The following is a 24,906-nucleotide window of genomic DNA, read 5'->3' on the forward strand; positions in this document are numbered from 1 at the left end:
AAACACCCCGCCCACCCCCCATAAAAAAACTCCCATCAACACCATCACCCCCCCCCCCCCCCCCAACCCCCCCCCCCCCCCGGCCCGCCCCCACAACATGGGGGCCCCCCCGGGGGGGGCCCCCCCCACCTCTCGATGGCCGGTACGGACCCGGTCAGGTCACGTCGTCGTAGCCGTTGACCCGCTCCGGGGTCTCGGGCAGCGCGCGGCTGGCGGAGACGGTCTCGATCTCGCCGATGTCGTCGGGCGTGAGGTCGAGGTCGGAGGCCTCGTCGTCGCCGGGGGCCTCGGCCTCGCGGCGGCGCCTGCGGCGGTCGTTGACCAGCGAGAAGAGGACCGCGCCGAAGTACAGCACCCAGATCGGCCCGGCCAGCGCCAGCATGGAGAGCGGGTCGGTGCTCGGGGTGGCGACGGCCGCGAAGACCGTGATCCCGAGGATCATCGCCCGCCACCAGCCGAGCATCCGCCGGCCGCTGACGATGCCGGTGAGATTGAGCATGACCAGCAGCAGCGGCAGCTCGAAGGAGAGCCCGAAGACGATCACCATGCGGGTGACCAGCTGGAGCAGGTCGTCCAGCGGCAGCAGGTTGCTCACGCTGTGCGGGGTGAACTGGAGGAGCACCTTCGCGGTGGTCGGCAGGACCTTGTAGGCGAAGTACGCGCCGCCGAAGAAGAGCGGGACGCCGGTGGCGACGAACGCGTAGGCGTACTTCTTCTCGTTCCGGTGCAGACCGGGCGCGACGAAGGCCCACAGCTGGTACAGCCAGACCGGAGAGGCGAAGACCACACCTGCCATCAGCGAGACCTGGAGGGCCAGCGTGAAGGGCGCGAGCAGACCGTTGATCGTGATCTGTGCGCAGGGATGCGAGTCGGACTTGGCCCTGGCCAGTTCCCCGAAGGCCTGCTCACAACCGACCGAGTCGAGGACCGGCTTGGTGAGGAAGTTGATGATGTCGTTGTAGAAGAAGGCGGCGACCACCGTCACGATGACGATCGCCAGCATGGCCTTCGCGAGCCGGTTGCGGAGCTCACGAAGGTGATCTCCGAGAGGCATCCGCCCCTCGGGATCCTTCTCCTGTTTGCGGGCAGACTTGGGCAACCCACGTCCTCATCTCGTGCGGCAGGCCGGGGGTCACCGGCCTTGCGTCAGCGCTGGGTGGTGTCCGACGGCTCGTTGACCGGGCGGGAGCTGGTCACGTCGCCGGGGGCAGCCTGGATGGTGCGCTGGGCCTGGGCCTGCTCGCCGGAGGCAGGCGCCTGGGCGGAGGAGGTCGTGTTGCCCTCTTCCTTCATCGCCTTGGCCTCGCTCTTGAGGATGCGCGCGGACTTGCCGAGCGAGCGAGCCATGTCCGGAAGCTTCTTCGCGCCGAACAGCAGGATGACGACGACAAGGATGAGAATGATCTCGGGAGCTCCGAGCCTTCCGAACATAAGTCTTTACCTTCTCACCGAGGCGGCTGGGTGGGGTGCTGTCCGATCAGTCAGACATGTGTCCGAGTAATCGTGCTGACAGCGATCGTAACGCTCGGGGGTAAACGTCAGGCAATCCCCGTGCGTACGCCCGGTCCGCGGTACGGGCCTCGTTCTCCGCCCCGCGATCGCCAGCGTACCTGCCGGGGTGGTCACCGTGACAGGGCGAAGTGACGCAAACCGCTTACGGCTCACTACTCACATCGGTTCCACAGCAGGTCTCAGAGGGTGTCCACAGCGCGGGCGGCACCGGCCGCCGCCCGCTCCAGGTCCTCGGCGGCCCGGTTGATACGCCGTGCGGAGTCCGTGACCTGCGCGCCGAGGCGCCGCGCCTCCAGGAAGACCCGGACGGCGAGCACGCCGAGTACGGCGAGCCCCACGAAACCCACAGCTACCGCGAACATCGGCCAGAACATGCGGGTGAGCCTAGACGGTGGGGTGCAGCCGCAGGGTCCTGACCCCGCCGCCGGTGAGCAGCTCGATGATCCGCTCGCCCGCGGGCTTGCGGACCAGGACATCGCAGTCGGGGCAGGTGAAGGAGTAGAACGTGGTCTTGCTGGTGGCTCCGATGGCCAGCCGCAGGGCGCTCGCGGTGAGCTCGAAACTGCCCCGGCAGTCCGGGCAGCCGGCCTTGAACACCACGGGGACCACTCTTCTCATCCCGGCGAACGCGGCCGCGACCGTCACGTCCCTCGCGCCTGCGACACCGGAACCCGAAGACTCGTTCAGAACCCCCGAAGACTCGTTCAAATCCCTCGTGCCTGCCCTTCCTCGTCGCCGTGCGCGGCATGGTCGTCGTACGCCGCCAGAGCCTCACGGGCCGCCCGGCGGGCGCTGTCGGCCAGCTCGGGCGGTGACGCGATCCGGCCGTCGCCGCCGAGCCTGAGTGCCAGCCGGCGCAGGGAGGCCGGATCGGGGGTGCGCAGAGTGATACGCAGCCCGCCGTCGGGAAGCTCATCCGCGCTGTCGTGCGGGTAGTACTCGGCGACCCAGCGGCCGGCCGGGCCGACCTCGACGACCACCTCGGGGTCCTCGGCGGCGGGCTGCACCAGGGCCTCGGACAGGTCGCGCAGCTCGATCTCGGGGGGCGCGGACGGCTCGTCGAGGATCTTGATCTCGGCGACGCGGTCGAGGCGGAAGGTGCGCCGGGCCTCGGAGCGGCGGCACCAGGCCTCCACATAGGTGTGGCCGACGCTGACCAGGCGGATGGGGTCGATCTCGCGCTCGGTGACCTCGTCACGGGCCGGCGAGTAGTAGCGGATCCACAGCCGGCGGCGCTCGGAGATCGCCCGGTCGACGTCGGCGAAGACCCCGCCCTCGGACTCGAAGGTCACCGACAGCCGGGCGCTGGCGCCGGCCGCCTCGCCGGCCGCGGTCTCCACCTTGGCGGTGGCCCGCAGCAGCGCCTGCCGGTCGCCCTCGCGCAGTCCGGGCAGGGTGGACACCGCGCGGGCGGCCACCAGCAGCGCGGTCGCCTCGTCGGCGGCGAGCCGGAGCGGCTCGGCGGCCTCCTCGCCGAGCGCGGCGGCGTTGTGCCACCAGATGCGCTCGCCGTCGGTGTCGATGTCCAGCAGATCGCCGCCCCGGAAGCTGGTGCCGCACATGGGCAGCACGTCGAGGTCGGAGACCAGCTCGTCCTCGGTGATGCCGAAGGCACGGGCGACGTCCGCGATCCGGGCGCCGGGGCGCTCGCGCAGATAGGTCACCAGGGAGAGCATCCGCCGGGTCTGGTCGATGGCGTTCACGGGCCTGACCGGTTTGCCTGCCACTGTCTTGCTCCGCTCCCCCTCAGCCCTTGGCCACGGCACGCAGCCGGTCCACCACGTCCGCGCGCAGCTCGGCCGGCTCCAGGACCACCACGTCCGGCCCGAACTCCACCAGCCAGGCGTCCAGGCCGTGCCCGTACGGAATCTCCAACTCGTCCCAGCCGTCGCCGAGTTCCCGCACCGCCGTGGCCTTCGCCCGAAGGGGGTAGCCGGCGCCGGAGCGCAGCCGGATCAGCGCCGAGCGGTCGGCGATCTCACCCGCCCAGCCCGCGACGGTCTCTCGGACGGTGACCACGTCCGGGACGGGCGCGGTGAAGCGGGTGCCCCGGGAGCGGACCCGGCCGGTGATCCGGGACAGCCGGAAGACCCGCTCGGCACCCCGGTCCCGGTCCCAGCCCGCCAGGTACCAGTGGCCGCGCCAGCACTCCAGGGCCCACGGCTCCACGTGCCGGGGCTCGGGGCGGGCGGCGGTGGCCTTGCGGTAGTCGAAGAGGACCGGGCGGCGGTCGCGGCAGGCCAGCATCAGCGGCTCGAAGGCGGCCTCGTGCACCGGGATGCGCGGTTCCAGGGCGCTGTGCGCCTCGTACGGGTCGACGTCCTCGGGCAGTCCGGCGGCGCGCAGCTTCTGCAGGGCGCCGCTGGCCGCGCCGGCGAGGCGGGCCTGCTGCCAGACCTTGGCGGCCAGCCCCAGGGCGGCGGCCTCCTCGGCGTCCAGCGTGATCGGGGGCAGGCGGTTGCTGTCGCGGCGGGCCAGATAGCCGACCTCGCCGTCCAGGTTCTCGACGGTCTCGATCACGAGTCCGAGCTCGCGCAGATCGTCCTTGTCCCGCTCGAACATCCGGTTGAAGGAGTCGTCGGACCCGGCTTCGAGGTAGGCCTCGATGGATTCCCGCAGCTCACGCTTGCTGAGCGGCCGTCTCGTCCCCAGCAGGCACAGCGCCAGGTTCATCAGCCGCTCGGCCTTGGCAATGGCCATCGACGCCCTTCGCCTTCCCTATGGTGCTTCTGACCGATGACCGTACCGCTCCGGAGTGTCACGGCAAAAGCCGGTACGAACAACGAGGACCGAAACGGACAGGACCCGACAAACAACAAGGGCCCGCGCACACGGCACGGGCCCTCGTCCAGCCGGTTTCCGACCGGGACCGATCAGCGCCGGAACGGCGCCGACCAGGCACGGGGCTCAGACCCCGAGCAGGTCCACGACGAAGATCAGCGTCTCGCCGGGCTGGATCAACGGGGTCGGGCTCTGGTTGCCGTAGGCGAGGTGGGCCGGGATGGTCAGCTGGCGACGGCCGCCGACCTTCATGCCCTCCACACCCTGGTCCCAGCCCTTGATGACACGGCCGCCGCCCAGCGGGAAGCGGAACGGCGTGCCCCGGTTCCAGCTGGCGTCGAACTCCTCGCCCGTGCTGAACGCGACACCCACGTAGTGCACGGTGACGGTCTGGCCGGCCTTGGCCACCTCGCCGTCGCCCTCCCAGATGTCCTTGATCTCCAGGTCGGCCGGGGGCTCGCCGCCCGGGAAGTCGATCTCGGGCTTGTCGATGCTCACGTCTCTCGCTCCTGCTTGTGTACGACACGGAACCCGGACAGTCTTTCATCCTCGCCCGGCTACCGCCCGCACGACTACATCGCCGCCAGGATGTCCACCGAGAACACCAGCGTCGAACCCTTCTTCACCACACCGCCGCTCGGCGGGTTGTTCCCATAGGCCAGGTCCGGCGGTACGACGATCAGCAGCCGGCTGCCCACCTTCTTCCCGGTGATGCCCTGCGCCAGCCCCTTGACGACCTCCTGCATCTGCGGGACCGCGAACTGGGCCAGCCGCCCGCTGTCGTAGGTCTGCTCGAAGGCCTTGCCGCTGTCCCAGACCTCGCCCTTGAACTGGCACAGGACCGTCTGCGAGGACTTCACCTCCTGGCCGTCGCCCTCCAGGACGTAGTTCGACACCAGCGTCTTCGGCGGGTCGGCCTTGGGGATGTCGATCGACGGAGCCTTCCCGTCGGTGTTGGTGCCGACCTTGGGCAGCGCGGCGTCGCTCTGCGCGACCACCTTGCCGGTGCTGGAGCTCTTGGAGTTGAAGGAGTTCAGCACATCCACCACGAACACCAGCGTGTCGGTGCCCTTGATACCCGCCTGCGAGTTGCCGGCCGTGCCGTAGCCCCAGGTCGGCGGCACCGCCATCAGCACCCGGCTGCCGACCTTCTTCCCGGCCAGCCCGTACCGCCAGCCGTCGATGATGCTGCCCTGGGCGAGCTGCATGAGCAGCGGCGTACGGTCGTACGACTGGTCGAAGACCTTCGCCGTGGACCAGATCTGCCCGAGGTAGTTGGCCTGGATGAAGTCGTTCTCCGCGACCGCCTTGCCGCTGCCCGCGATCACCGTCTTGACCGCCAGGTCCTTCGACGGCTCCCCGGACCCCTTGGCCACCGTCGGCTTCTCGTCGAACTTCACACCCGCCGTGATGGCCGGCAACGGCCCGTCCACGATCTTCGGCGGCGGCACCGAGGAGGCGGAACCCGACGGCGCCGCGCTGGCCTTGCTGGAAGCGGACTTGTCGTCGCCGCACGCGGCGATCGTGACCAGTCCTGCGGGTACGGCGGCAAGGAGAAGAGAGCGTCGGCGCACGGAAACAGCCTCATAATCGGTCGATCTTGCGGATGCGTGCGCGCAACTCTACGACGTGACACGGGCGCCGTACGGTAAACGTACGGCGCCCGTGTGGCGTTCGCTCACATACCGGCGATGAGCTTCTCCACCCGGTCGTCGACCGAACGGAACGGGTCCTTGCACAACACCGTCCGCTGTGCCTGGTCGTTGAGCTTCAGATGCACCCAGTCGACCGTGAAGTCGCGCCGCTGCTCCTGAGCCCGCCGGATGAAGTCACCGCGCAGCCGCGCCCGAGTCGTCTGCGGCGGTACCGACTTGCCCTCGAAGATCTTCAAGTCATTGCAGATCCGCGTGGCTTGACCCTTCCTCTCCAGCAGGTAATACAGACCCCGACGACGGTGGATGTCGTGATAAGCGAGGTCTATCTGCGCCACCCGCGGATGAGACATGGTCATGTTGTGCTTGGCCCGGTACCGCTCGATGAGCTTGTACTTCATCACCCAGTCGATCTCGGTGCCGATCCGGTCCAGGTCCTCGGCCTCGATCGCGTCCAGGGTCCGGCCCCACAGCTCCAGGACCTGGTCGACCGTGCCGGTACGGATACCGCGGCGCTCGACGAAGTCCACGGCCTTCTCGTAGTACTCCCGCTGCACCTCCAGGGCGGAGGCCTCACGGCCGCTGGCCAGACGCACCTTGCGCCGGCCCGTGATGTCATGGCTGACCTCGCGGATCGCCCGGATCGGGTTCTCCAGGGTCAGGTCCCGCATCACCGTGCCCGCCTCGATCATGCGCAGCACCAGGTCGGTGGCACCGACCTTGAGCAGCATGGTCGTCTCGGACATGTTCGAGTCGCCCACGATGACGTGCAGCCGGCGGTAGCGCTCGGCGTCCGCGTGCGGCTCGTCCCGGGTGTTGATGATCGGCCGGGAACGGGTCGTCGCCGAGGAGACGCCCTCCCAGATGTGCTCCGCGCGCTGGCTGACGCAGTACACCGCACCGCGCGGCGTCTGCAGCACCTTGCCGGCGCCGCACAGCAGCTGCCGGGTCACCAGGAACGGAATGAGGATGTCCGCGAGCCGGGAGAACTCCCCGTGCCGCGCCACCAGATAGTTCTCGTGGCAACCGTAGGAGTTGCCCGCCGAGTCGGTGTTGTTCTTGAAGAGGTAGACGTCGCCCGCGATTCCTTCCTCGTGCAGGCGTCGTTCGGCGTCCACCAACAGTCCTTCGAGAATGCGCTCGCCGGCCTTGTCGTGGGTGACCAGTTCGGTCACGTTGTCACATTCGGGTGTCGCGTATTCCGGATGTGATCCCACGTCGAGATAGAGCCGGGCGCCGTTACGAAGAAAGACATTGCTGCTACGGCCCCATGACACGACACGGCGGAAGAGGTACCGCGCCACCTCGTCAGGCGACAGGCGGCGCTGTCCCCTGAACGTGCACGTGACGCCGTACTCGTTCTCCAGCCCGAAAATGCGGCGGTCCATGACTGAACATTACGCCCGATCCCCTGAGCTGAAACGGGGTTCGGCAGCACGATTTGGATCATTTTCCGATGAAGCCGCAACCACCGCGCCCCCACCGGGAGCTGCGAGGACCCGCCCCGTGGCCATCAGGACCAGCAACGACACGCCCCCCGCCGCACCCGGCACCGCGAAGCCCCACAGCGCCCCGCCCGCCTCGACGACCGGGCCCGCCAGGCCCGTTCCCACCGACGCCCCCACTGTGAACGTCGTCACAAGCCAGGAGAAAGCCTCGGTAACCGTCCCCATCGGCGCATGCCGGTCCACCAGCACGAACGCACATGCGATCGCCGGTGCCAGGAACACCCCCGCCAGCACGGTGAGCAACACCATGGCCACCGCATCCGGCATCGCCATCAGCGGCAGATAACACACCGCCAGAAGCGCCACCAGGACCCGCAGTCGCATCGCCGGCTCCCCCTGCCACCGCCGCGCCCCGTACACCGAGCCACCGAGCAGCGCGCCCAGCCCCACCCCCGCCATCATCCAGCCGTACACCCCGTCACCGCCGTGCGCGTCCGCGTACGGCACCGACGCCACCGTGATGGAACCCATCGCGATCCCGACGAACAGGAACGCGCCCAGCAGCGCCAGCAGCCCGGACGAGCGCAGCGCGCCCAGCCAGTGCGCCTCGCGCGGCGCCGAACGCCACGCGCGCGAAGGCGGCGAGACGACCACGGAGAGGGCTCCGAGCACGCCCAGCGCGTTCACCACCAGCAGCGCCGCCTGCGCCGACCACAGCGACACGCACAACGTCACCAGCAACGGCCCCAGCGTGAACATGACTTCCTGGGCCACCGCGTCCATGGCATACGCCGTGTGCACCTGGTCCTCCTTGCCGAGCACACTCGGCCACAGCGCACGCAGACCGCCCTCCAGGGGCGGCGTGAACAGCCCCGCCGCGGCCACGCACCCGTAGGCGAGCGGCAGCGGATCGGTGCCGGCGAAGGCGAAACCGGCCATGGCGAGAGCCGACGCGACCGCCGCGGGCAACTGGACCCGGGGCTGCCCGTGCACATCCACCAACCGGCCCAGCACCGGCTGGCCGATCGCGTTGGCGACCCCGTACACGGCCGCGAGCACCCCGGCCAGGCTGTACGTACCACCCTGGGCGCGCACGAACAGCACGATCGCGAGCGCGGCCGTGGCATTCGGCAGCCGGCCCACCAAGGTCCCCGTCAGCAGACGGACCGCGTGCCTCGCCCTGAGGATCTCCAGGTATCCCGCGGCCATGATCCGCCTCCAAGTTTTACGTATAACTTCGACTCCCATACGTACCATGTGCGCAGTTCACACGTCCAGACGAAGGAGCCCACCCCCGGTGGCACGCAGCAGCACGCGCCCGACGAGCCGCGACGTCGCCCAGGCCGCCGGCGTCTCGCAGGCAGCCGTGTCACTCGTCCTCGGCGACAAATGGCGCGGCCGCGTCTCCGAGGCCACCGCCGAACGCGTCCGGGAAGCCGCCCGCGACCTCGGCTACCGCCCCAACCTCGCCGCCCGCAACCTCCGCCTCGGCCACACCCGCACCGTCCTCCTCGTGGTCCCGGCCCTCACCACCGAGTTCTTCGCGGGCGTCTACACCGGCGCCGCCCGCGTGGCCGCCGAACACGGCTTCGGCGTGGTCCTCTACCCCTCCCCCGAAGGCATCGGCCCCGCCCGCCCGTCGCCCACCACCACCCTCAAAGGAAGGCCCTTGCGGGCCGCCCCCATTCGCGACCCCTTCGCCTCCGCCCAGGCGGCCCTCGACGGCGTCATCGCCTCCTCCATGGCCGCCGACGCCCTCACCGCCATCCGCGGCGACCAGCTCCCCCTGGTGATGCTCGACAGCGACCCGGACGGCAGCCTCGGAGCCGCCACCGTCAACCTGGACATCGCCGACGGCGTACGCCAGGTGGCCGAACACCTGCTGGGCCTCGGCCACCGCCGCTTCCTCCACCTGGCCGCCGACATCGCCTCCTGGACCTTCGAGGTACGCGCCCGCGAACTGGCCGCACACACGGCCCAGGTGCCCGGCACCTCGGTACGCACCGTCCACGCACCGATCTCCATCGAAGGCGCCCGCACGGCCACCGAAGCCGCCCTCGCCGCACCCGGCCCCCACCCCACCGCCCTCGTCTGCGACGACGACAAACTCGCCGCCGGCGCCTACAAGGCCCTGCGCCGCCACGGCCTGCGCGTCCCCGACGACATCTCCGTGACCGGGCTCGACGACCTCGCCCTCGCCACCGCCATCGACCCCGAACTCACGACCGTCCGACTGGACGCCGAACTCTTCGGCGAACGCGGCATGCACGCCCTCCTCGCCGTCATGGAAGGCCGCGCACCGGAAGGCCGGGACATCCCCGTGGAGCTGGTCGTACGAGGCTCCACAGCGCCCCCACCGCAGCCCTAGCCGCACCTGGCCGCACACACCGGCGCCCCGCCCGGACGACTCACCGGGCGGGGCGCACAGAGCGGGTGGGAACGGGGGCTACTCGACGTCTCCGCCGGACTCCTCCGCCTCGTCGGTGGCCGCGGCCGTGGCCGCACCCTCCGACTCCAGCAACCGGGACAGCTGCGGTCCGCCGATACGCCTGAACTTGCGCTTCTGCGGACGCGTACGGTCCAGCACCGCGACCTCCAGCCGCTCCGACGGAATCTCCCGCTGCGTGCCGTTCGACTCCCGCGACAGAGCCGTCACCGCCAGCTTCAGAGCCTCCGCGAGAGTCATACCGTCCCGGTGCTCCCGGTCCAGATAACTGCTGATCTGCTCCGCATTGCCGCCGACCGCGACCGAACCGTGCTCGTCGACGATCGAACCGTCGTGCGGCAGCCGATAGATCTGGTCACCCTCCGGGGTCTCCCCGACCTCCGCGACCACCAACTCCACCTCGTACGGCTTCTCGGCCGCACTGGAGAAGATCGTGCCCAGCGTCTGCGCATAGACGTTGGCAAGACCACGCGCCGTCACATCGTCACGGTCATAGGTGTAACCACGCAGGTCGGCATAGCGCACACCACCGATCCGCAGATTCTCGTACTCGTTGTACTTACCGGCGGCCGCGAAACCGATCCGGTCATAGATCTCGCTGAACTTGTGCAGCGCACGGGAGGGGTTCTCACCGACGAACACGATGCCGTCGGCGTACTGGAGCACCACCAGACTCCGACCGCGCGCGATGCCCTTCCGGGCGTACTCCGCACGGTCCGCCATGGCCTGCTGAGGTGAGACATAGAACGGCGTCGACACCGGTATCCGTCCCCTTCCTTAGGGTTCCGTCGAAGTCACTGGGATCACCTTCACAACAAGCGCCGAGCGCCTCAGAGCAGCGCCGCGCGCGGGCCGTCCGGCTGCTCCAGACGGCGCGCCAGCACCGCGCGGGCGAGCTCGGAGGACTCGTCGTCGGTGAGCCGGCGGAACCCGTCCTCGGTGATCACGGTGATGATCGGGTAGATCCGGCGGGCGACATCGGGACCACCGGTCGCCGAGTCGTCGTCGGCCGCGTCGTACAGAGCCTGCACCACCAGTGTGGTCGCCTGCTCCTCGCTCAGGTCGTCACGGAACAGCTTCTTCATGGCGCCGCGCGCGAAGACCGAGCCGGAGCCCGTCGCGGAGAAGTTGTGCTCCTCGGAACGGCCACCGGTGACGTCGTACGAGAAGATCCGCCCCTTGCCCCGGTCCACGTCGAAGCCGGCGAACAGCGGCACGACCGCCAGGCCCTGCATGGCCATGCCGAGGTTGGAACGGATCATCGTCGACAGCCGGTTCGCCTTGCCCTCCAGCGACAGCTGCGCGCCCTCGACCTTCTCGAAGTGCTCCAGCTCCAGCTGGAAGAGCTTGACCATCTCCACGGCGAGGCCGGCGGTGCCGGCGATGCCGACCGCCGAGTACTCGTCGGCCGGGAACACCTTCTCGATGTCGCGCTGGGCGATCACGTTCCCCATCGTGGCCCGACGGTCACCGGCGAGCACCACGCCGCCGGGGAACGTCACCGCGACGATCGTCGTCCCGTGCGGCGCCTCGATGACCCCCTGCGTGGGCGGCAACTGCCGCTTGCCGGGCAGCAACTCCGGCTGGTGGTCACCGAGAAAGTCCATGAACGAGGAGGACCCAGGCGTCAGGAAGGCAGCTGGTAGACGCCCGGTGCTACGAGTGTTGGCTTCCACGCGTTTCCTTCCAGGTAGTCGGCTGCTCGGTTGATCGTCTCGGGGTCGTCCCTCAACAGACCGATGGCCGAATTGAAGTTGAAGCACAATACGCCCCGGACCCTACCCGTCTTGTGGCAGTGATCCACATGAACGGCGGGGGCGGATGGGCGGATACGGCAGACGCCCCGTCGCGAGGCGCTCAGGGACGCAAGGCGGTCAGCGACTTGCGCTCGGACTCGGACTCCGACTCGGCGAGGTCGTACAGGCGCCGAGGGTTCGACCGCATGGCTGCGAAGGCTGCGCGCGGCTTGGCGTCACCAGGCCGTGCGCAGCGCTTCACGCTCAGGTCCCCCGACACTTCCGATCTCCATCCACCTTCGATTCGAAGGAGAAAGGGGTCTACTGCCCACCCTTTTGCACGAAGGAGCGCACGAAGTCCTCTGCGTTCTCCTCGAGTACGTCGTCGATCTCGTCCAGCACCGAGTCCACGTCGTCGCTCAGCTTCTCGTGGCGCTCCTTGAGGTCCTCCGACGCCTGCGCTTCCTGCGTCTGCTCCTCGGCCTCCTCGGTGGAACGTGTGGCCTTCTGCTGTCCGCCGCCGGTGTCCTTGGTTGCCATAACCCTCACCCCGCTCAGTTCGCGTTCGCCCGACATGGTCGACAGGTCGGCATTCCTGCCGATCGGTGGTGATCAGACCCTACAAGCCGGGTCCGACATCGGCCCCGCAGTTTCTCCAACGTACGGGGGCCACCTCGATGATTCCCGGGCGGCGGGGTTTTGACCCCGGTCGCCCGGTCCGGTCCGGGTGCCCGTTCAGTTGCCGGAGAGGACCCTGACCAGGTCTTCTGCGGTGCGACAGCGGTCCAGGAGCTCCTTGACATGATTTCGCGTTCCGCGTAGCGGTTCCAGGGTTGGGACGCGCTGGAGGCTGTCCCGGCCCGGGAGGTCGAAGATGACCGAGTCCCAGCTGGCGGCGGCGACGTCGTCGGCGTACTGCTCCAGGCAGCGGCCGCGGAAGTACGCGCGGGTGTCCTCCGGCGGGCTCGTGCGGGCCTTGTCGACGTCGGCCTCGGCGAGCAGCCGCTTGATGCGTCCGCGCGCCGCGAGGCGGTTGTAGAGGCCCTTCTCGGCCCGTACATCGGCGTACTGGAGGTCGAGGAGGTGGAGCTTGGCGGCGTCCCAGTCGAGGTCGTCGCGGCGCCGGTAGCCCTCCATGAGTTCCTTCTTGGCCACCCAGTCGAGTTCACCGGAGAGACTCATGGGGTCGTTCTCCAGGCGGTTGAGGGTGTCCTCCCACCGCTGCAGGACGTCCCGGGTCTGTTCGTCGGCGTCGGCGCCGTAGCGCTCCTCGACGTATTTGCGGGAGAGCTCGTAGTACTCCATCTGGAGCTGGACGGCGGTGAGTGTGCGCCCGCTGCGGAGCGTGACGAGGCGCTTGAGGCTGGGGTCGTGGGAGACCTGGTGGAGGGTCCGTACGGGCTGGTCGACGGCGAGGTCGACCGCGATGAAGCCGTCCTCGATCATCGAGAGGACCAGGGCCGTGGTCCCGAGCTTCAGGTAGGTCGAGATCTCCGAGAGGTTCGCGTCGCCGATGATCACGTGCAGCCTGCGGTACTTCTCGGCGTCCGCGTGCGGCTCGTCCCGGGTGTTGATGATGGGGCGCTTGAGGGTCGTCTCCAGGCCGACCTCGACCTCGAAGTAGTCGGCGCGCTGGCTGAGCTGGAAGCCGTGTTCGTGGCCGTCCTGACCGATGCCGACGCGGCCGGCGCCGGTGACGACCTGGCGGGAGACGAAGAACGGGGTGAGGTGGCGCACGATGTCCGAGAACGGGGTTTCCCGCTTCATCAGGTAGTTCTCGTGCGTGCCGTAGGAGGCGCCCTTGTTGTCGGTGTTGTTCTTGTAGAGGTGGATGGGCTGGGCGCCGGGGAGCTGGGCGGCTCGCTCGGCGGCCTCGGCCATGATGCGCTCGCCGGCCTTGTCCCAGAGGACGGCGTCGCGGGGGTTGGTGACCTCGGGGGCGCTGTACTCGGGGTGGGCGTGGTCCACGTAGAGGCGGGCGCCGTTGGTGAGGATGACGTTGGCGAGGCCGATGTCCTCGTCGGTGAGCTGGCTGGCGTCGGCGGCCTCGCGGGCGAGGTCGAATCCTCGGGCGTCCCGCAGCGGGTTCTCCTCCTCGAAGTCCCAGCGGGCGCGGCGGGCCCGGTGCATCGCCGCCGCGTAGGCGTTGACGATCTGGGATGAGGTGAGCATGGCATTGGCATTGGGGTGGCCGGGGACGGAGATGCCGTACTCCGTCTCGATGCCCATTACTCGCCGTACGGTCATGCGGCCCTCCTTGCCCGGCGGAGCCCTCGGTCGTGGGCTCCGCTCGCGTACCGCTGGCGCTCCGGTGCGTGTGCGGTGCCCGTCCCCGCACTGCGCGACTCGGCGGTAGGAAAGAGCCTAGAACGCCTCTGCGCCGGTGGGGAGATCATTTGCGTCATTGCCTTGCTCGCCTCGGTTCCGGTTTTGGCCGGAAAAACAGTCGGCTGCGGGTACCCGGTGGGGGCACCCGCAGCCGCCCTGTGTTTTACAGGTACTGCCCGGTGTTCGCCACCGTGTCGATGGAGCGACCCGTGTCGGCGCCCTGCTTTCCGGTGATGAGGGTACGGATGTAGACGATCCGTTCGCCCTTCTTGCCGGAGATTCGGGCCCAGTCGTCGGGGTTGGTGGTGTTGGGCAGGTCCTCGTTCTCCTTGAACTCGTCCACGCAGGCCTGGAGGAGGTGGGAGACGCGGAGACCCTTCTGCTTGTGCTCGAGGAAGTCCTTGATCGCCATCTTCTTGGCGCGTCCGACGATGTTTTCGATCATTGCGCCGGAGTTGAAGTCCTTGAAGTAGAGGACTTCCTTGTCGCCGTTGGCGTAGGTGACTTCCAGGAAGCGGTTTTCCTCGGATTCGGCGTACATGTGTTCCACTGCCGTCTGGATCATGCTGGCGACGGTGGTGGCCTTGCTGCCGCCGTGCTCGCCGACGTCGTCGGAGTGCAGCGGGAGGCGCTCGGTGAGGTACTTGCCGAAGATGTCCTTGGCTGCCTCGGCGTCCGGGCGCTCGATCTTGATCTTCACATCGAGACGGCCGGGGCGGAGGATGGCGGGGTCGATCATGTCCTCGCGGTTGGAGGCGCCGATGACGACCACGTTCTGCAGGCCTTCGACACCGTCGATCTCGGCGAGCAGCTGGGGGACGATGGTGTTCTCCACGTCCGAGCTGACACCGGAGCCGCGGGTGCGGAAGAGGGACTCCATCTCGTCGAAGAAGACGATGACGGGGGTGCCCTCGCTGGCCTTCTCACGTGCACGCTGGAAGACGAGGCGGATCTGCCGCTCGGTCTCGCCGACGTACTTGTTCAGGAGCTCGGGGCCCTTGATGTTGAGGAAGAAGCTCTTGCCGGCGGCCTGGCCGGTGACCTCGGCGACCTTCTTGGCCAGCGAGTTGGCGACGGCCTTGGCGATGAGCGTCTTGCCGCATCCGGGGGGCCCGTAGAGCAGGACGCCCTTGGGCGGGCGCAGTTCGTGCTCCTTGAACAGGTCCGGGTAGAGGTAGGGGAGCTCGACGGCGTCGCGGATGGCCTCGATCTGGCCGCCGAGACCACCGATCTGCTCGTAGCCGATGTCGGGGACCTCTTCGAGGACGAGTTCCTCGACCTCGCTCTTGGGAACGATCTCGTAGACGTAGCCGGAGCGGGGTTCGAGCAGCAGGGCGTCGCCGGGGCGGATGTTCACGTCCAGCAGCGGCTCGGCGAGCCGCACCACCCGCTCCTCGTCGGTGTGCCCCAGCACCAGGGCGCGTTCGCCGTCCTCGAGGATCTCCTTGAGGGTGACGATGTCGCCGACGCGCTCGTACTTCATGGCCTCGACCACGTTGAGCGCTTCGTTGAGCATGACTTCCTGGCCGCGCCTGAGGTCGTCCAGGTCAACGCTTGGGCTGACGTTCACCCGCAGTTTGCGACCGCCGGTGAAGATGTCAGCGGTGCCGTCCTCGTTGGCCTGCAGGAAGACACCGAAGCCGGCCGGCGGCTGTGCGAGTCGGTCGACTTCCTCCTTGAGGGCCACGATCTGGTCGCGGGCCTCGCGGAGTGTGTTCGCGAGTCGTTCGTTCTGGGCGGACACGCCGGCCAGGTTCGTCTGCAGCTCGACGATCCGCTCTTCGAGAATCCTCGTGTGTCGCGGAGAGTCGGCGAGCTTGCGTCGCAGGACGGCGATCTCCTGCTCAAGGTAAGCGATCTGCCCGGCCGGGTCGTCGGACCCTCGTCCCGGGCGGATGCCGCGGTTCATGTCGTCGTCGTGGGCTGCCACGGTCCTCACCTCCTCCAAGGGGAGCTGGACGCTTCCAGACCCTACCTGGGTGGGTGTCGATTGAAACCCCTAGATCACAAAGACTGTCAAGGTGTGTCGTCGGTCACCCATTGCTTCTCCCTCGTGCCCGGTGGATACCCACTCAACGCGATTTAGAAGCTGCGTGTTCCGGGCCGGGAGCGGTCAAAACCCTTCGGGACTGACCGGAGTTGTCCGCTCCGATGCCGGTTCAGGGGTTGTGCCCCGGTCAGGGCTTCCTTACACAGAGCAACCGGCCGGGCGGCACGGGTGATCGCGGACCCGTGCCACGGGTTGGCTGAAGTCGATCGATCCGGTGGCCGAGCGCCGTCGTCCCGCGCGGCCGGGTGCGCCGTGTGCGCGGCCGGAAGGGGCGCCGGGGGGGCGGGTGGGTGCGCGGGTGGCGGGCACGGCCGGGGGCGGTTCGGGCGGGGGTAGGGTCGAGGGAGTTCAACACCCGCCGGGGCGGGACCGGGTGACCGCCGGGTCCGGCTGCCGGCGCTTTCGACGGCAGGAGAGATGACCGTGCAGCAGGAGGCCCTGGCCGGCGCGGAGGCGCTTGAGGTCTGGATCGACCAGGATCTTTGTACCGGTGACGGGATCTGTGCCCAGTACGCCCCGGAGGTGTTCGAGCTGGACATCGACGGCCTGGCCTATGTGAAGGGCGGGGACGACGAGCTGCTGCTGGCGAAGGGGGCGACGGTGCCGGTGCCGTTGCCGCTGCTGACGGACGTGGTGGATTCGGCGCGGGAGTGTCCGGGCGAGTGCATTCATGTGCGCCGGGTCACGGACCGGGTCGAGGTGTACGGGCCGGACGCGGAGTGACTTTCCGGCCACCCCGCGTGGCCTGTGGGTCGTGCGGGTGCGGCGGTTCAGACGCTGTGGGTGGCCGCGGGGGTGGAGCGGACGAACGTGTGGCCGTTCCACTGCCAGGTGGCGGCGGTCTTCACGTCCGGGCAGCAACTGGGCACATTGTCCGTGGAATAGCCGAGCAGGGTCGCGGTGACCGTTTTGGCGGCGAGGGTGAAGTCGGTGACCGTGAGCCGGTCCTTGGGGTCGACGAGCGTGGCGACGACACGGGGCCGGGTGGCGTCGGCGGCCTGGGTGAGGACGTAGACGCCGTCGGGCGGGGTGCCCATGGCCGCGTCGCAGTGGACCACCGCCACGGTTTCCGGTCTGCCGTCGCCGTCGAGGTCGCCGGTGGCTTTCTTGACGACCAGCTCCTTCACGGGGCCGCAGTCGAGGGGGAAGTCCACGCCGGTGGTGCTGGGCGGCGCGGTGGCCGCGGGGGTGGGCTTCGTCTCGGTGCCGGCCGTGGGCTGGGCGGCTTTGGCCGCGCCCGGCTGGAAGAGCGATGACAGCGCGATGACACCGGTCACGGCAGTGGCCGTGGCGAGCCAGTGCATGGGGCGGGTGTCGGTGTGAGCGAGCTCCGGGACCACGGATTGCTGCACTAGGAGTGTCTCCTGTGAGGCCTGTGCCGGTGGGGGATGGCCTGCATAGTGCCACACGTCACAGCGGGTGGGGAACGGCGGGGTGGGCTTCCGACGCCGAACGGCTTCCGCCGTGGCCGAGGAGGCTTCCCTGACGACGGAACCACCCCGCCACCGGGCGGCTGTCGCCCCGGACGAGGGGCCTCCCTGACGGCACGGAACCACCCCGCCACCGGGCGTTTACCGCCACAGACGGGGGGGCTTACGTGACGGCACGGAACCACCCCGCCCCGGGCGGCTACCGCCACAGACGGGGGGCTTACGTGACGCCGGGGAGCCACCGCGGCAGTGGGGTCCGGTCCCCTCCCTGACGATCGGCATCCTGCCGTGTCAACGCGTGAGCGTCGCCGCCGAGTTCCGGTCGGGTCGGGGGAACTCGGCGGCGACGCTCGTACGTTGATGCGGCGAGGGGATGACGGGACGGCTCAGCGGCCGGCGCCGCCGTCGGCGTTGGGACCCTCGTAGTCCTCGCCGTAGGCGCCCTTGGCGGGGCGGCGGCGGCGCATGGGCGGCTCGACGCCGTCGGCGAGGCGGCGGGCGGTGAGCAGGAAGCCGGTGTGGCCGATCATCCGGTGGTCGGGGCGGACGGCGAGGCCTTCCACGTGCCAGTTGCGGATCATCGTCTCCCAGGAGGTCGGCTCGTTGAAGCAGCCGATCTCGCGGATGGACTCCACGGTCCGCGCGAGCTGGGTGGTGGTGGCGACGTAGCAGCACAGGATGCCGCCGGGCACGAGCGCCTTGGAGACGGCCTCCAGGCACTCCCAGGGGGCGAGCATGTCGAGGATGACACGGTCGACGTCGGTGTCCGAGAGGTTGTCCTGGAGGTCGCCGACGGTGAGCTGCCAGGCGGGGTGCGGGCCGCCGAAGTAGCGCTCCACGTTCTGCTGGGCGATCTCGGCGAAGTCCTCGCGGCGCTCGTAGCTGTGCAGCATGCCCTGGTCGCCGATGGCGCGCAGCAGGAAGCTGCTGAGCGAACCGGAGCCGACGCCGGCTTCGACGACGCGGGCGCCGGGAAAGATGTCGGCGAAGGAGAGGATCTGCCCCGCGTCCTTGGGGTAGACGACGGCTGCCCCGCGGGGCATGGACAGGACGTAGTCGGGGAGCAGGGGGCGCAGCGCGAGGTAGGCCACGTTGCCGGTGGTGCGGACAACGCTGCCCTCGGGAGCACCGATCAGTTCGTCGTGCGGGAAGGAGCCCTTGTGGGTGTGGAAGTTCTTCCCTGCTTCGAGCGTGAACGTGTAGTGGCGGCCCTTGGGGTCGGTCAGCTGTACCTGGTCCCCGACCTTGAAGGGCCCGCGCCTGCGGGCGGCACCGGTCGGTTCGGACATGTGAACAGCCTACCGGGGTTTGTGGAGGGGTCCGACCACATGGGGCTGCCCTAGGACGGCCGCGCCATGGCCCTGACGAAGGCCCGTTCCACGTCCGCTGCCGAGAGGACGCCGTAGATCTCGCCGGTCTCCTCGACCACCAGGTACTCGGTGGCGGGGGTGGCGCGCAGCACGTCGAGGAGCTCCTCGCCCGCCAGTTCCGCGGAGACGCGCATGCCGTCGGTGAGGTCCTGGGCGAGGCCGCTGACGGCGACCCAGGGGCGGCGGTGCTCGGGTACGCCGACGATGGCGGCCTCGCGGACCAGGGAGAGCGGGGTGCCGTCGGCGTCCACGACGACCAGGGCGCGGGCCCCGGCGGCGTTGGCGCGGCGCAGGGCCTCGGACAGGGGGGTCCCGGTCTCGACGGGGACGGCGCGGCGGGTGAGGGTGCGGGCGCGCAGCTCCGGGAGGTGTTCACGCAGTCGTGCCACGCGCAGGCTGTTGCCGGCGCCGGTCCAGATGATCGCGGCGAGGACGGCGGCGAGCAGGCCGTCGGTGAGGGCGTCCATGCCGTTGGCGTTCTCGGTGCCGCCGCCGAAGGTGCCCGAGTAGTTGAGCAGCGGGAGGCCGATCAGGACGGAGACGGCGAGGGCGCGGCCGACCCAGGCGGCGGCGACGGTGCCGCTCATGGGTTTGCCGGTCATCTTCCAGACGACCGCGCGGAGCATCCGGCCGCCGTCGAGGGGCAGGCCGGGCAGCAGGTTGAAGATGGCCACGATGAGGTTGGAGACCATCAGGCCGGCGAGCAGGACGCCGGGGACGGTGCCGGGCTCGACGGTCTGCATGGCGAGGTAGAAGAGGCCGGAGAGGACGAGGGAGAGCAGGGGGCCGACGAAGGCCAGCACGAACTCCCGTCCGGGGGTCTCGGCTTCCTTCTCGATCTCGGAGACGCCGCCGAAGAACTGCAGCTGGATGCGGCGGACGGGGAGTTTGAAGCGGATCGCGGCGACCGTGTGGGCGAGTTCGTGGACCAGGACGGAGGCGTAGAAGGCGATGGCGAAGAAGAGGGAGACGAGGTAGCGGGCGGCGCCCAGTTCGGGCAGCACGCGGTCGAGCTGGCCGCCGAAGACCCAGGTGATCAGTGCGGCGACGACGAACCAGCTGGGGGCGACGTAGACGGGTACGCCGAAGGGCCGTCCCATGAGCAGGCCGCCGCCGGGTTCCTTGGGCCGCTGCGGCGGCCGCCCCTTGGCCATGCCGGAGTGCGCGAGGCCGCGCCCGCCGCTGTGGTCGGGGCCGCCGGCGCCGGTGTGATCGGGGCCGGGAGCGCCGCTGTGGTCGGGGCCGGGAGCGCCGGTTCCGTCAGGGCCGGAGGCCGGTGGCCCGGGAGGTGTCTTGGCGTTCTCGTTCTTAGGCGTGGGCGGTTCCGCGGACGGCTCCGGCTCCGGTTTCCCGGTGCCGGCGGGTGTCTCCGCCTGTGGGGGATCCGTCGGGGCGTCGGTGGGGTCCGGGCCTCCGTCGTTGGTCGGGGCCGTAGGACCTGCGGGCTGCTCGGCCGGTTCGGCGTCGTCCGACCGGGGCTGCCCGCTCCCGCCGCTCACGTCCACGGTGTCCCCTCGTTAGAAACGTCGTCTCCGGTCGATGGTATGCGGCCGTCGTGACGCGTTCCGCCCCGGCACCCCTTGTGTTGGCCGGGGCGTCGCGCGGGTTGGGTGACTGTCAGTGGCGGGCCGTATGGTCTGTGGTCATGGAGAGCAGCATCGAGGACGCCTCGCAGGCTCAGGACACGGCCGTCGCGCAGGGGGAGGAACCGGTCACGGCGGTGCGGGCGGCGCCGGCCGGTCCGCCGGCGTCGCTGTCGCCGTCGCGGGCCAGTGACTTCATGCAGTGTCCGTTGCTGTACCGGTTCCGGGTGATCGACCGGCTGCCGGAGAAGCCGAGCGAGGCGGCGACCCGGGGGACGCTGGTGCACGCGGTGCTGGAGCGGCTCTTCGACGCGCCCGCCGCGGAGCGGACGGCGCCGCGGGCCAGGTCACTGGTTCCGGGGCAGTGGGACCGGCTGCGGGAGAGCAGGCCGGAGGTCGGTGAGCTGTTCGCGGACGATCCCGAGGGCGAGCGGCTGGCCCGCTGGCTGGGCGAGGCGGAGCAGCTCGTCGAGCGCTGGTTCACGCTGGAGGATCCGGCGCGGCTGGAGCCGGTGGAGCGGGAGCTGTTCGTCGAGACCGAACTGGAGTCCGGCCTGCGGCTGCGCGGGATCATCGACCGGGTCGACGTGGCGCCGACGGGCGAGGTGCGGATCGTCGACTACAAGACCGGCAAGGCGCCGAGACCCGAGTACGCCGAGGGCGCGCTGTTCCAGATGAAGTTCTACGCCCTGGTGGTGTGGCGGCTGAAGAACGTGGTGCCGAGGCGGCTGCAGCTGGTCTATCTCGGCAGCGGGGACGTGCTGACGTACGACCCGGTGCTCGCGGATCTGGAGCGGGTGGAGCGCAAGCTGCTCGCACTGTGGGAGGCGATCCGGCAGGCGACGGAGTCCGGGGTCTGGCGGCCACGTCCGACGAAGCTGTGCGGCTGGTGCGACCACCAGGCGCACTGCCCGGAGTTCGGCGGTACTCCCCCGCCGTATCCACTGCCGGTGAGGTCGGCCGAGTCCGGGGACGCCGCGCAGGGCAGAATGGGCGCGGACTAGCGAAGGAGACTCACCGTGGCCATCCGCGTCCTACTGGTCGACGACCAGCCACTGCTGCGAACCGGGTTCCGGATGATCCTGGAGGCCGAGCAGGACATCGCGGTCGTGGGCGAGGCCGGAGACGGTCTGCAGGCTCTCGACCAGGTGCGCGCCCTCCAGCCGGATGTGGTGCTGATGGACATCCGGATGCCGCGGATGGACGGCGTGGAGGCGACCCGGCAGATCACCGGGCCCGGCCGGGACGGCCCGGCGAAGGTGCTGGTGCTGACCACGTTCGATCTGGACGAGTACGTGGTGGAGGCGCTGCGTGCGGGGGCCAGCGGCTTCCTGCTGAAGGACGCGCCGGCCAATGAGCTGGTGCAGGCGATCCGGGTGGTGGCGGGCGGCGAAGCGATGCTGGCACCGAGCATCACGCGCCGGCTGCTGGACAAGTACGCCACGCATCTGCCGTCCGGTGAGGAGCCGGTGCCCGACACCCTGCACACCCTCACGGACCGTGAGGTGGAGGTGCTGAAGCTGGTCGCGCGGGGACTGTCGAACGCGGAGATCGCCGCCGACCTGTTCGTCAGCGAGACCACCGTGAAGACGCATGTGGGGCATGTGCTGACCAAGTTGGGGCTGCGGGACCGGGTGCAGGCGGCGGTGTACGCGTACGAGAGCGGCCTGGTGCGTCCGGGCGCCCAGTAGGACGCGCCACGCGAAGCCCGGCAGGACGCGTTACGACGGGAAGGGCGCCCCACTCCACCGAGTGGGGCGCCCTTCCCGTCGTATGAACAGCGGGTGACCGGACGTCAGCTGCTGGAGCCGCGGCCGAGCTCCCACAGCTGGAGGCTGGAGGAGGAGTTGAGGGCGTAGGAGACGCCCGTGATGTCGTCGCGGGCGGCGACGTACTGCTTGCCCTGCCACAGCGGGAGCACCGGGACCTCGTCGGCGACGATGTCCTGGATCTCGGTGAGGCTGCCGGAGGCGCTGGCCCGGTCGGCCTCGCGGCGGGACTCGGGGATCAGCTTGTCGTTGATCTTGCTGTTGGTGTACGGCGAGGCGAGGAAGTTGTCCTTGCCGAGGAACGGCGCCAGGAAGTTGTCGGCGTCCGGGAAGTCGGGGAACCAGCCCATGCCGTAGACGTCGTACGCCTGCTTGCGCTCGGCGGTCTGGTACGTCGACCAGGGGGTGCCCTTGATGTCGACGTCGAACAGGCCGCTGTTGTTGAGCTGCTGCTGCAGGACCTCGAACTCCTCCTTGGTGGCGGAGCCGTAGTGGTCGGTCGTGTAGTGCAGCGTCAGCTTCACCGGGGTGGTGATGTTCGCGGCGGTCAGCAGGTTCTTGGCCTTGGCGACGTTGGGGTCGCCGTACTTGTTGAAGAAGGAGTTGGAGTGGCCGGTCACGGAGGCCGGGACCAGCGAGTACAGCGGCTCGGCCTGGGAGCCGTACACCTTGGCGACGAGTGCGGCGCGGTCGATGATCTGGGCCATCGCCTGGCGGACGGCCTTGGTCTTGACCGTGGGCGCGTCGGTGTCGAAGCCGAGGTAGCGGATCTCCAGGCCGGACATCTCGACGAGGTCGACGTTGGAGTCGTCGCCGGCGTCGAGCTTGTTGATCTGGGACGGCGACATGGTGCGGGTCATCACGTCGATGTCGCCCTTGTCGATCGCCTCGCCCATGGCGTCGGCGTCCTTGAAGGAGCGCATGACGACCTTGTCGTTGTTCACCGTCACGCTGCCCTTGTAGTTCGGGTTCTTGGTGAAGGTGGCGGAGACGATCTCGTTGTTCTGGACGTCGGCCTTGAAGGTGTAGGGACCGGAGCCGTCGACGTCGAAGCCGTCGCGGAGCTTGTCCTTCGCGTAGTCCTTCGGGTTCAGGATGCCCGCGACCGGAGTGGACAGCTTGTACGGGAAGGTGGCGTCGGCCGACTTGAGGTGGAAGATGACCTCTCGGTCGCCCTGGGTCTCGATGGTGTCGATGTTCGAGAGCAGGGCGAAGACACCGCTCTCGGACTTGATGCGCAGGGCGCGCTCCATGGACCACTTGACGTCCGCGGCGGTGACGGCGTTGCCGTCGGAGAACTTCAGGCCCTCACGCAGCTTGCAGGCGTAGCGCTCGCTGCCGCTGTCGGTGAAGGAGCAGCTCTCGGCGGCGTCGGGAACCGGGTCACCGTCACCCTTGGGCTGGGACATGAGGGTCTGCACGGTCTGGCGCAGGATGTTCCAGCCGCCGACGTCGTAGGAGTAGGCGGGGTCGACCGGCGCCGGTGCGTCCTTCGTGGCGGTGAACCGGTCGGTGGTGCCGACGACGATCGCGCCGTCACTGTTGCTCCCACTGTCGGATCCACCGCACGCGGCGAGAACCGGAGTGAGCAGACCGATGACGGCCGGCAGCACCAAAGTCTTGCGGTTCATGCTCGAAGTTCTCCAGAGCTGTTCGTGTCCGTGTATCCGGCATGCAGGGGTGTCGAAGCGGATCACGGGGGTAGCGGCGATGTTCTCGCGACGAGATTAGTCCGCACCCGCAGGAGGGCTCGCAGGCGCCTGAGTTGAGGTCCCATCACGCAGCGGAACCGGCTGCGGACAGACCGAAAACCCGACGGCGGCAGGATTAGTGCAGCCTCTCCCCAATCGGGACACAAGGGCGCCTGAATTCCCCCCGATCAGGGGGGAAGCGGCACACCCGGGCAACGTTGTCGACCCCCGTGCACGTGGGGAACGTCACACACGCAATCACCGGGAGCGGCAACGCAATTCAGCCGGTTGAACACTTGCGAATTCCGTTGAATGAGCTCCGCCGGGATTTCGCCCAATGCCCTTTGCACGCTGGGTGAACGGCTAGCGCATTTCCGTCATCAGCCCGCGCAGAAATGCCAGGTCGACCTCTTCCAGGGAGCTGACCACGGTGCGCCGCTCGGCCGGGGCGATGGGCGCGACGGACGGTACGGCGACCACCTGGCAGCCGGCGGCCTCGGCGGCGGCGACACCGGTCGCGGTGTCCTCGACCACCGCGCACCTGGCCGGATCCGCGCCAAGTCCCGCGGCGGCGAGCAGATACGGGTCCGGATAGGGCTTGGTGCGGGAGACCTCGTCGCCGGCGACGGAGAGGGCGAAGTGGTGGGGGCCCAGTGAGGTCAGGACGCGGTCGATGATGCGCCGGTGCGAGGCGGAGACCAGGGCGGTGGGGATCTGCTGTTCGTGGAGTTCGGCGAGCAGCCGCTTGGCGCCCGGCATCAGCGGCAGGGCGGTGCCGATGCGCTGTTCGAAGCCGTCGTTGAGGAGCACGCTGAGTTCGGCGAGCGTGATGGCCGCGCCGGTGGCCTCGATGAGGAACCCGGCGCTGCGGGTCATGGGGCCGCCGACCACGACATGCCGCCAGGACTCGTCGAGGGTGTGGCCGAGGCGGGCGAAGATCTCGACCTCGACGTCCCACCAGAAGCCCTCGGTGTCCACCAGGGTGCCGTCCATGTCGAGGAGCACCGCCTGAAGCGCCGAGCCTTCCGCCGTACGGGTTCCGAGCGCGGGGACCGTACTGGTCATCCGGGCGCACCTCCTTGAGGGACGACCAGGCCGGTTCCCATGCGG

General features: G+C 69.3%; 25 protein-coding genes. 4 read left to right on the forward strand and 21 right to left on the reverse strand.

Annotation, left to right across the window (positions count from 1 at the left end; translation table 11 throughout):
• Positions 1-154: 154 nt before the first annotated feature.
• From tatC to ABZ642_RS30040, 10 genes are all read right to left on the reverse strand, one after another.
• Positions 155-1,099 (reverse strand): twin-arginine translocase subunit TatC, encoded by a 945-nt coding sequence (gene tatC / locus ABZ642_RS29995; protein ID WP_360489567.1) that lies wholly within the window; start codon positions 1,097-1,099, stop codon positions 155-157.
• A gap of 47 nt (positions 1,100-1,146) precedes the next feature.
• Positions 1,147-1,431 carry a Sec-independent protein translocase subunit TatA gene (gene tatA / locus ABZ642_RS30000; RefSeq protein WP_360489568.1) on the reverse strand — a complete coding sequence of 95 codons (285 nt, stop codon included), beginning with the start codon at positions 1,429-1,431 and terminating at the stop codon, positions 1,147-1,149.
• A gap of 260 nt (positions 1,432-1,691) precedes the next feature.
• The gene (locus ABZ642_RS30005; protein WP_360489569.1) at positions 1,692-1,886 is read right to left on the reverse strand and encodes a hypothetical protein; all 195 of its coding nucleotides are present in this window, start codon (positions 1,884-1,886) and stop codon (positions 1,692-1,694) included.
• A 10-nt stretch (positions 1,887-1,896) separates the two neighbouring features.
• Positions 1,897-2,130: a hypothetical protein gene (locus ABZ642_RS30010; protein ID WP_360489570.1), complete on the reverse strand. Its 234-nt coding sequence runs from the start codon at positions 2,128-2,130 to the stop codon at positions 1,897-1,899.
• An 86-nt stretch (positions 2,131-2,216) separates the two neighbouring features.
• The gene (locus ABZ642_RS30015) at positions 2,217-3,239 is read right to left on the reverse strand and encodes a WYL domain-containing protein (protein ID WP_360489571.1); all 1,023 of its coding nucleotides are present in this window, start codon (positions 3,237-3,239) and stop codon (positions 2,217-2,219) included.
• Between the two features lie 19 nt (positions 3,240-3,258).
• Positions 3,259-4,212: a WYL domain-containing protein gene (locus ABZ642_RS30020; RefSeq protein ID WP_360489572.1), complete on the reverse strand. Its 954-nt coding sequence runs from the start codon at positions 4,210-4,212 to the stop codon at positions 3,259-3,261.
• A 207-nt stretch (positions 4,213-4,419) separates the two neighbouring features.
• A complete protein-coding gene (locus tag ABZ642_RS30025; protein ID WP_360489573.1) occupies positions 4,420-4,791 on the reverse strand; it encodes an FKBP-type peptidyl-prolyl cis-trans isomerase in 372 nt (123 codons plus the stop codon).
• 74 nt (positions 4,792-4,865) lie between these two features.
• Positions 4,866-5,867: an FKBP-type peptidyl-prolyl cis-trans isomerase gene (locus ABZ642_RS30030; protein ID WP_360489574.1), complete on the reverse strand. Its 1,002-nt coding sequence runs from the start codon at positions 5,865-5,867 to the stop codon at positions 4,866-4,868.
• 104 nt (positions 5,868-5,971) lie between these two features.
• Positions 5,972-7,333, reverse strand: a complete 1,362-nt coding sequence (gene pafA / locus ABZ642_RS30035) for a Pup--protein ligase (protein ID WP_030795508.1) — start codon at positions 7,331-7,333, stop codon at positions 5,972-5,974.
• Between the two features lie 9 nt (positions 7,334-7,342).
• Positions 7,343-8,602 carry an MFS transporter gene (locus ABZ642_RS30040; RefSeq protein ID WP_360489575.1) on the reverse strand — a complete coding sequence of 420 codons (1,260 nt, stop codon included), beginning with the start codon at positions 8,600-8,602 and terminating at the stop codon, positions 7,343-7,345.
• Positions 8,603-8,690: 88 nt separating this feature from the next.
• Here ABZ642_RS30040 and ABZ642_RS30045 point away from each other — a divergent pair, with 88 nt between their 5' ends.
• Entirely contained in the window at positions 8,691-9,761 is a 1,071-nt protein-coding gene (locus tag ABZ642_RS30045) for a LacI family DNA-binding transcriptional regulator (RefSeq protein WP_360489576.1), read from the forward strand.
• A gap of 78 nt (positions 9,762-9,839) precedes the next feature.
• Here ABZ642_RS30045 and prcA read toward each other — a convergent pair whose 3' ends face one another.
• The 6 genes from prcA to arc all read right to left on the reverse strand — a co-directional run bounded on the left by prcA (position 9,840) and on the right by arc (position 15,833).
• Entirely contained in the window at positions 9,840-10,598 is a 759-nt protein-coding gene (prcA, locus tag ABZ642_RS30050) for a proteasome subunit alpha (RefSeq protein ID WP_360489577.1), read from the reverse strand.
• Positions 10,599-10,669: 71 nt separating this feature from the next.
• Positions 10,670-11,515, reverse strand: a complete 846-nt coding sequence (prcB, locus tag ABZ642_RS30055) for a proteasome subunit beta (protein ID WP_360489578.1) — start codon at positions 11,513-11,515, stop codon at positions 10,670-10,672.
• On the reverse strand, positions 11,467-11,700 hold the full coding sequence (locus ABZ642_RS30060; protein WP_360489771.1) for an endonuclease VII domain-containing protein: 234 nt from the start codon (positions 11,698-11,700) through the stop codon (positions 11,467-11,469). The genes prcB and ABZ642_RS30060 overlap by 49 nt, the downstream gene beginning before the upstream one ends.
• Before the next feature lie 196 nt (positions 11,701-11,896).
• Positions 11,897-12,115, reverse strand: a complete 219-nt coding sequence (locus ABZ642_RS30065; RefSeq protein ID WP_351739822.1) for a ubiquitin-like protein Pup — start codon at positions 12,113-12,115, stop codon at positions 11,897-11,899.
• A 195-nt stretch (positions 12,116-12,310) separates the two neighbouring features.
• Complete coding sequence (gene dop / locus ABZ642_RS30070) at positions 12,311-13,822, reverse strand: depupylase/deamidase Dop (protein ID WP_360489579.1); 1,512 nt, start codon at positions 13,820-13,822, stop codon at positions 12,311-12,313.
• 244 nt (positions 13,823-14,066) lie between these two features.
• Positions 14,067-15,833, reverse strand: coding sequence for a proteasome ATPase (arc, locus tag ABZ642_RS30075; RefSeq protein WP_360489580.1), 1,767 nt, complete (start codon positions 15,831-15,833; stop codon positions 14,067-14,069).
• 537 nt (positions 15,834-16,370) lie between these two features.
• Between arc and ABZ642_RS30080 the strand changes: the two genes are divergently transcribed.
• Positions 16,371-16,676, forward strand: coding sequence for a ferredoxin (locus tag ABZ642_RS30080; protein ID WP_360489581.1), 306 nt, complete (start codon positions 16,371-16,373; stop codon positions 16,674-16,676).
• Between the two features lie 47 nt (positions 16,677-16,723).
• Here the strand turns inward: ABZ642_RS30080 and ABZ642_RS30085 are convergent, their stop codons facing one another.
• From ABZ642_RS30085 to ABZ642_RS30095, 3 genes are all read right to left on the reverse strand, one after another.
• Complete coding sequence (locus ABZ642_RS30085) at positions 16,724-17,305, reverse strand: hypothetical protein (protein ID WP_360489582.1); 582 nt, start codon at positions 17,303-17,305, stop codon at positions 16,724-16,726.
• Positions 17,306-17,769: 464 nt separating this feature from the next.
• Complete coding sequence (locus tag ABZ642_RS30090) at positions 17,770-18,672, reverse strand: tRNA (adenine-N1)-methyltransferase (RefSeq protein ID WP_360489583.1); 903 nt, start codon at positions 18,670-18,672, stop codon at positions 17,770-17,772.
• Positions 18,673-18,722: 50 nt separating this feature from the next.
• Complete coding sequence (locus tag ABZ642_RS30095; RefSeq protein WP_360489584.1) at positions 18,723-20,258, reverse strand: site-2 protease family protein; 1,536 nt, start codon at positions 20,256-20,258, stop codon at positions 18,723-18,725.
• 140 nt (positions 20,259-20,398) lie between these two features.
• Here ABZ642_RS30095 and ABZ642_RS30100 point away from each other — a divergent pair, with 140 nt between their 5' ends.
• Both ABZ642_RS30100 and ABZ642_RS30105 read left to right on the forward strand, forming a co-directional pair.
• Positions 20,399-21,340, forward strand: a complete 942-nt coding sequence (locus tag ABZ642_RS30100) for a RecB family exonuclease (protein WP_360489585.1) — start codon at positions 20,399-20,401, stop codon at positions 21,338-21,340.
• Between the two features lie 15 nt (positions 21,341-21,355).
• Complete coding sequence (locus tag ABZ642_RS30105) at positions 21,356-22,027, forward strand: response regulator transcription factor (protein WP_020939010.1); 672 nt, start codon at positions 21,356-21,358, stop codon at positions 22,025-22,027.
• Between the two features lie 104 nt (positions 22,028-22,131).
• Here ABZ642_RS30105 and ABZ642_RS30110 read toward each other — a convergent pair whose 3' ends face one another.
• Together ABZ642_RS30110 and ABZ642_RS30115 are read right to left on the reverse strand one after the other, a co-directional pair.
• Entirely contained in the window at positions 22,132-23,736 is a 1,605-nt protein-coding gene (locus ABZ642_RS30110; RefSeq protein WP_360489586.1) for an ABC transporter substrate-binding protein, read from the reverse strand.
• Between the two features lie 423 nt (positions 23,737-24,159).
• A complete protein-coding gene (locus ABZ642_RS30115) occupies positions 24,160-24,861 on the reverse strand; it encodes an HAD family phosphatase (protein WP_360489587.1) in 702 nt (233 codons plus the stop codon).
• Positions 24,862-24,906: the final 45 nt, after the last annotated feature.

Source organism: Streptomyces sp. NPDC007157 (assembly GCF_040634235.1).
GTDB lineage: Bacteria > Actinomycetota > Actinomycetes > Streptomycetales > Streptomycetaceae > Streptomyces.

Excerpts from the sequence above, each read along its gene's own strand:
- ABZ642_RS30020 (WP_360489572.1), bottom strand. The coding sequence starts at position 4,212 with ATGGCCATTGCCAAGGCCGAGCGGCTGATGAACCTGGCGCTGTGCCTG.
- ABZ642_RS30080 (WP_360489581.1), top strand. The coding sequence starts at position 16,371 with ATGACCGTGCAGCAGGAGGCCCTGGCCGGCGCGGAGGCGCTTGAGGTC.
- ABZ642_RS30005 (WP_360489569.1), bottom strand. The coding sequence starts at position 1,886 with ATGTTCTGGCCGATGTTCGCGGTAGCTGTGGGTTTCGTGGGGCTCGCC.
- ABZ642_RS30090 (WP_360489583.1), bottom strand. The coding sequence starts at position 18,672 with ATGTCCGAACCGACCGGTGCCGCCCGCAGGCGCGGGCCCTTCAAGGTC.
- ABZ642_RS30110 (WP_360489586.1), bottom strand. The coding sequence starts at position 23,736 with ATGAACCGCAAGACTTTGGTGCTGCCGGCCGTCATCGGTCTGCTCACT.
- ABZ642_RS30065 (WP_351739822.1), bottom strand. The coding sequence starts at position 12,115 with ATGGCAACCAAGGACACCGGCGGCGGACAGCAGAAGGCCACACGTTCC.
- pafA (WP_030795508.1), bottom strand. The coding sequence starts at position 7,333 with ATGGACCGCCGCATTTTCGGGCTGGAGAACGAGTACGGCGTCACGTGC.
- ABZ642_RS30100 (WP_360489585.1), top strand. The coding sequence starts at position 20,399 with ATGGAGAGCAGCATCGAGGACGCCTCGCAGGCTCAGGACACGGCCGTC.
- ABZ642_RS30040 (WP_360489575.1), bottom strand. The coding sequence starts at position 8,602 with ATGGCCGCGGGATACCTGGAGATCCTCAGGGCGAGGCACGCGGTCCGT.
- ABZ642_RS30010 (WP_360489570.1), bottom strand. The coding sequence starts at position 2,130 with ATGAGAAGAGTGGTCCCCGTGGTGTTCAAGGCCGGCTGCCCGGACTGC.
- tatA (WP_360489568.1), bottom strand. The coding sequence starts at position 1,431 with ATGTTCGGAAGGCTCGGAGCTCCCGAGATCATTCTCATCCTTGTCGTC.
- dop (WP_360489579.1), bottom strand. The coding sequence starts at position 13,822 with ATGACCGTACGGCGAGTAATGGGCATCGAGACGGAGTACGGCATCTCC.
- ABZ642_RS30115 (WP_360489587.1), bottom strand. The coding sequence starts at position 24,861 with ATGACCAGTACGGTCCCCGCGCTCGGAACCCGTACGGCGGAAGGCTCG.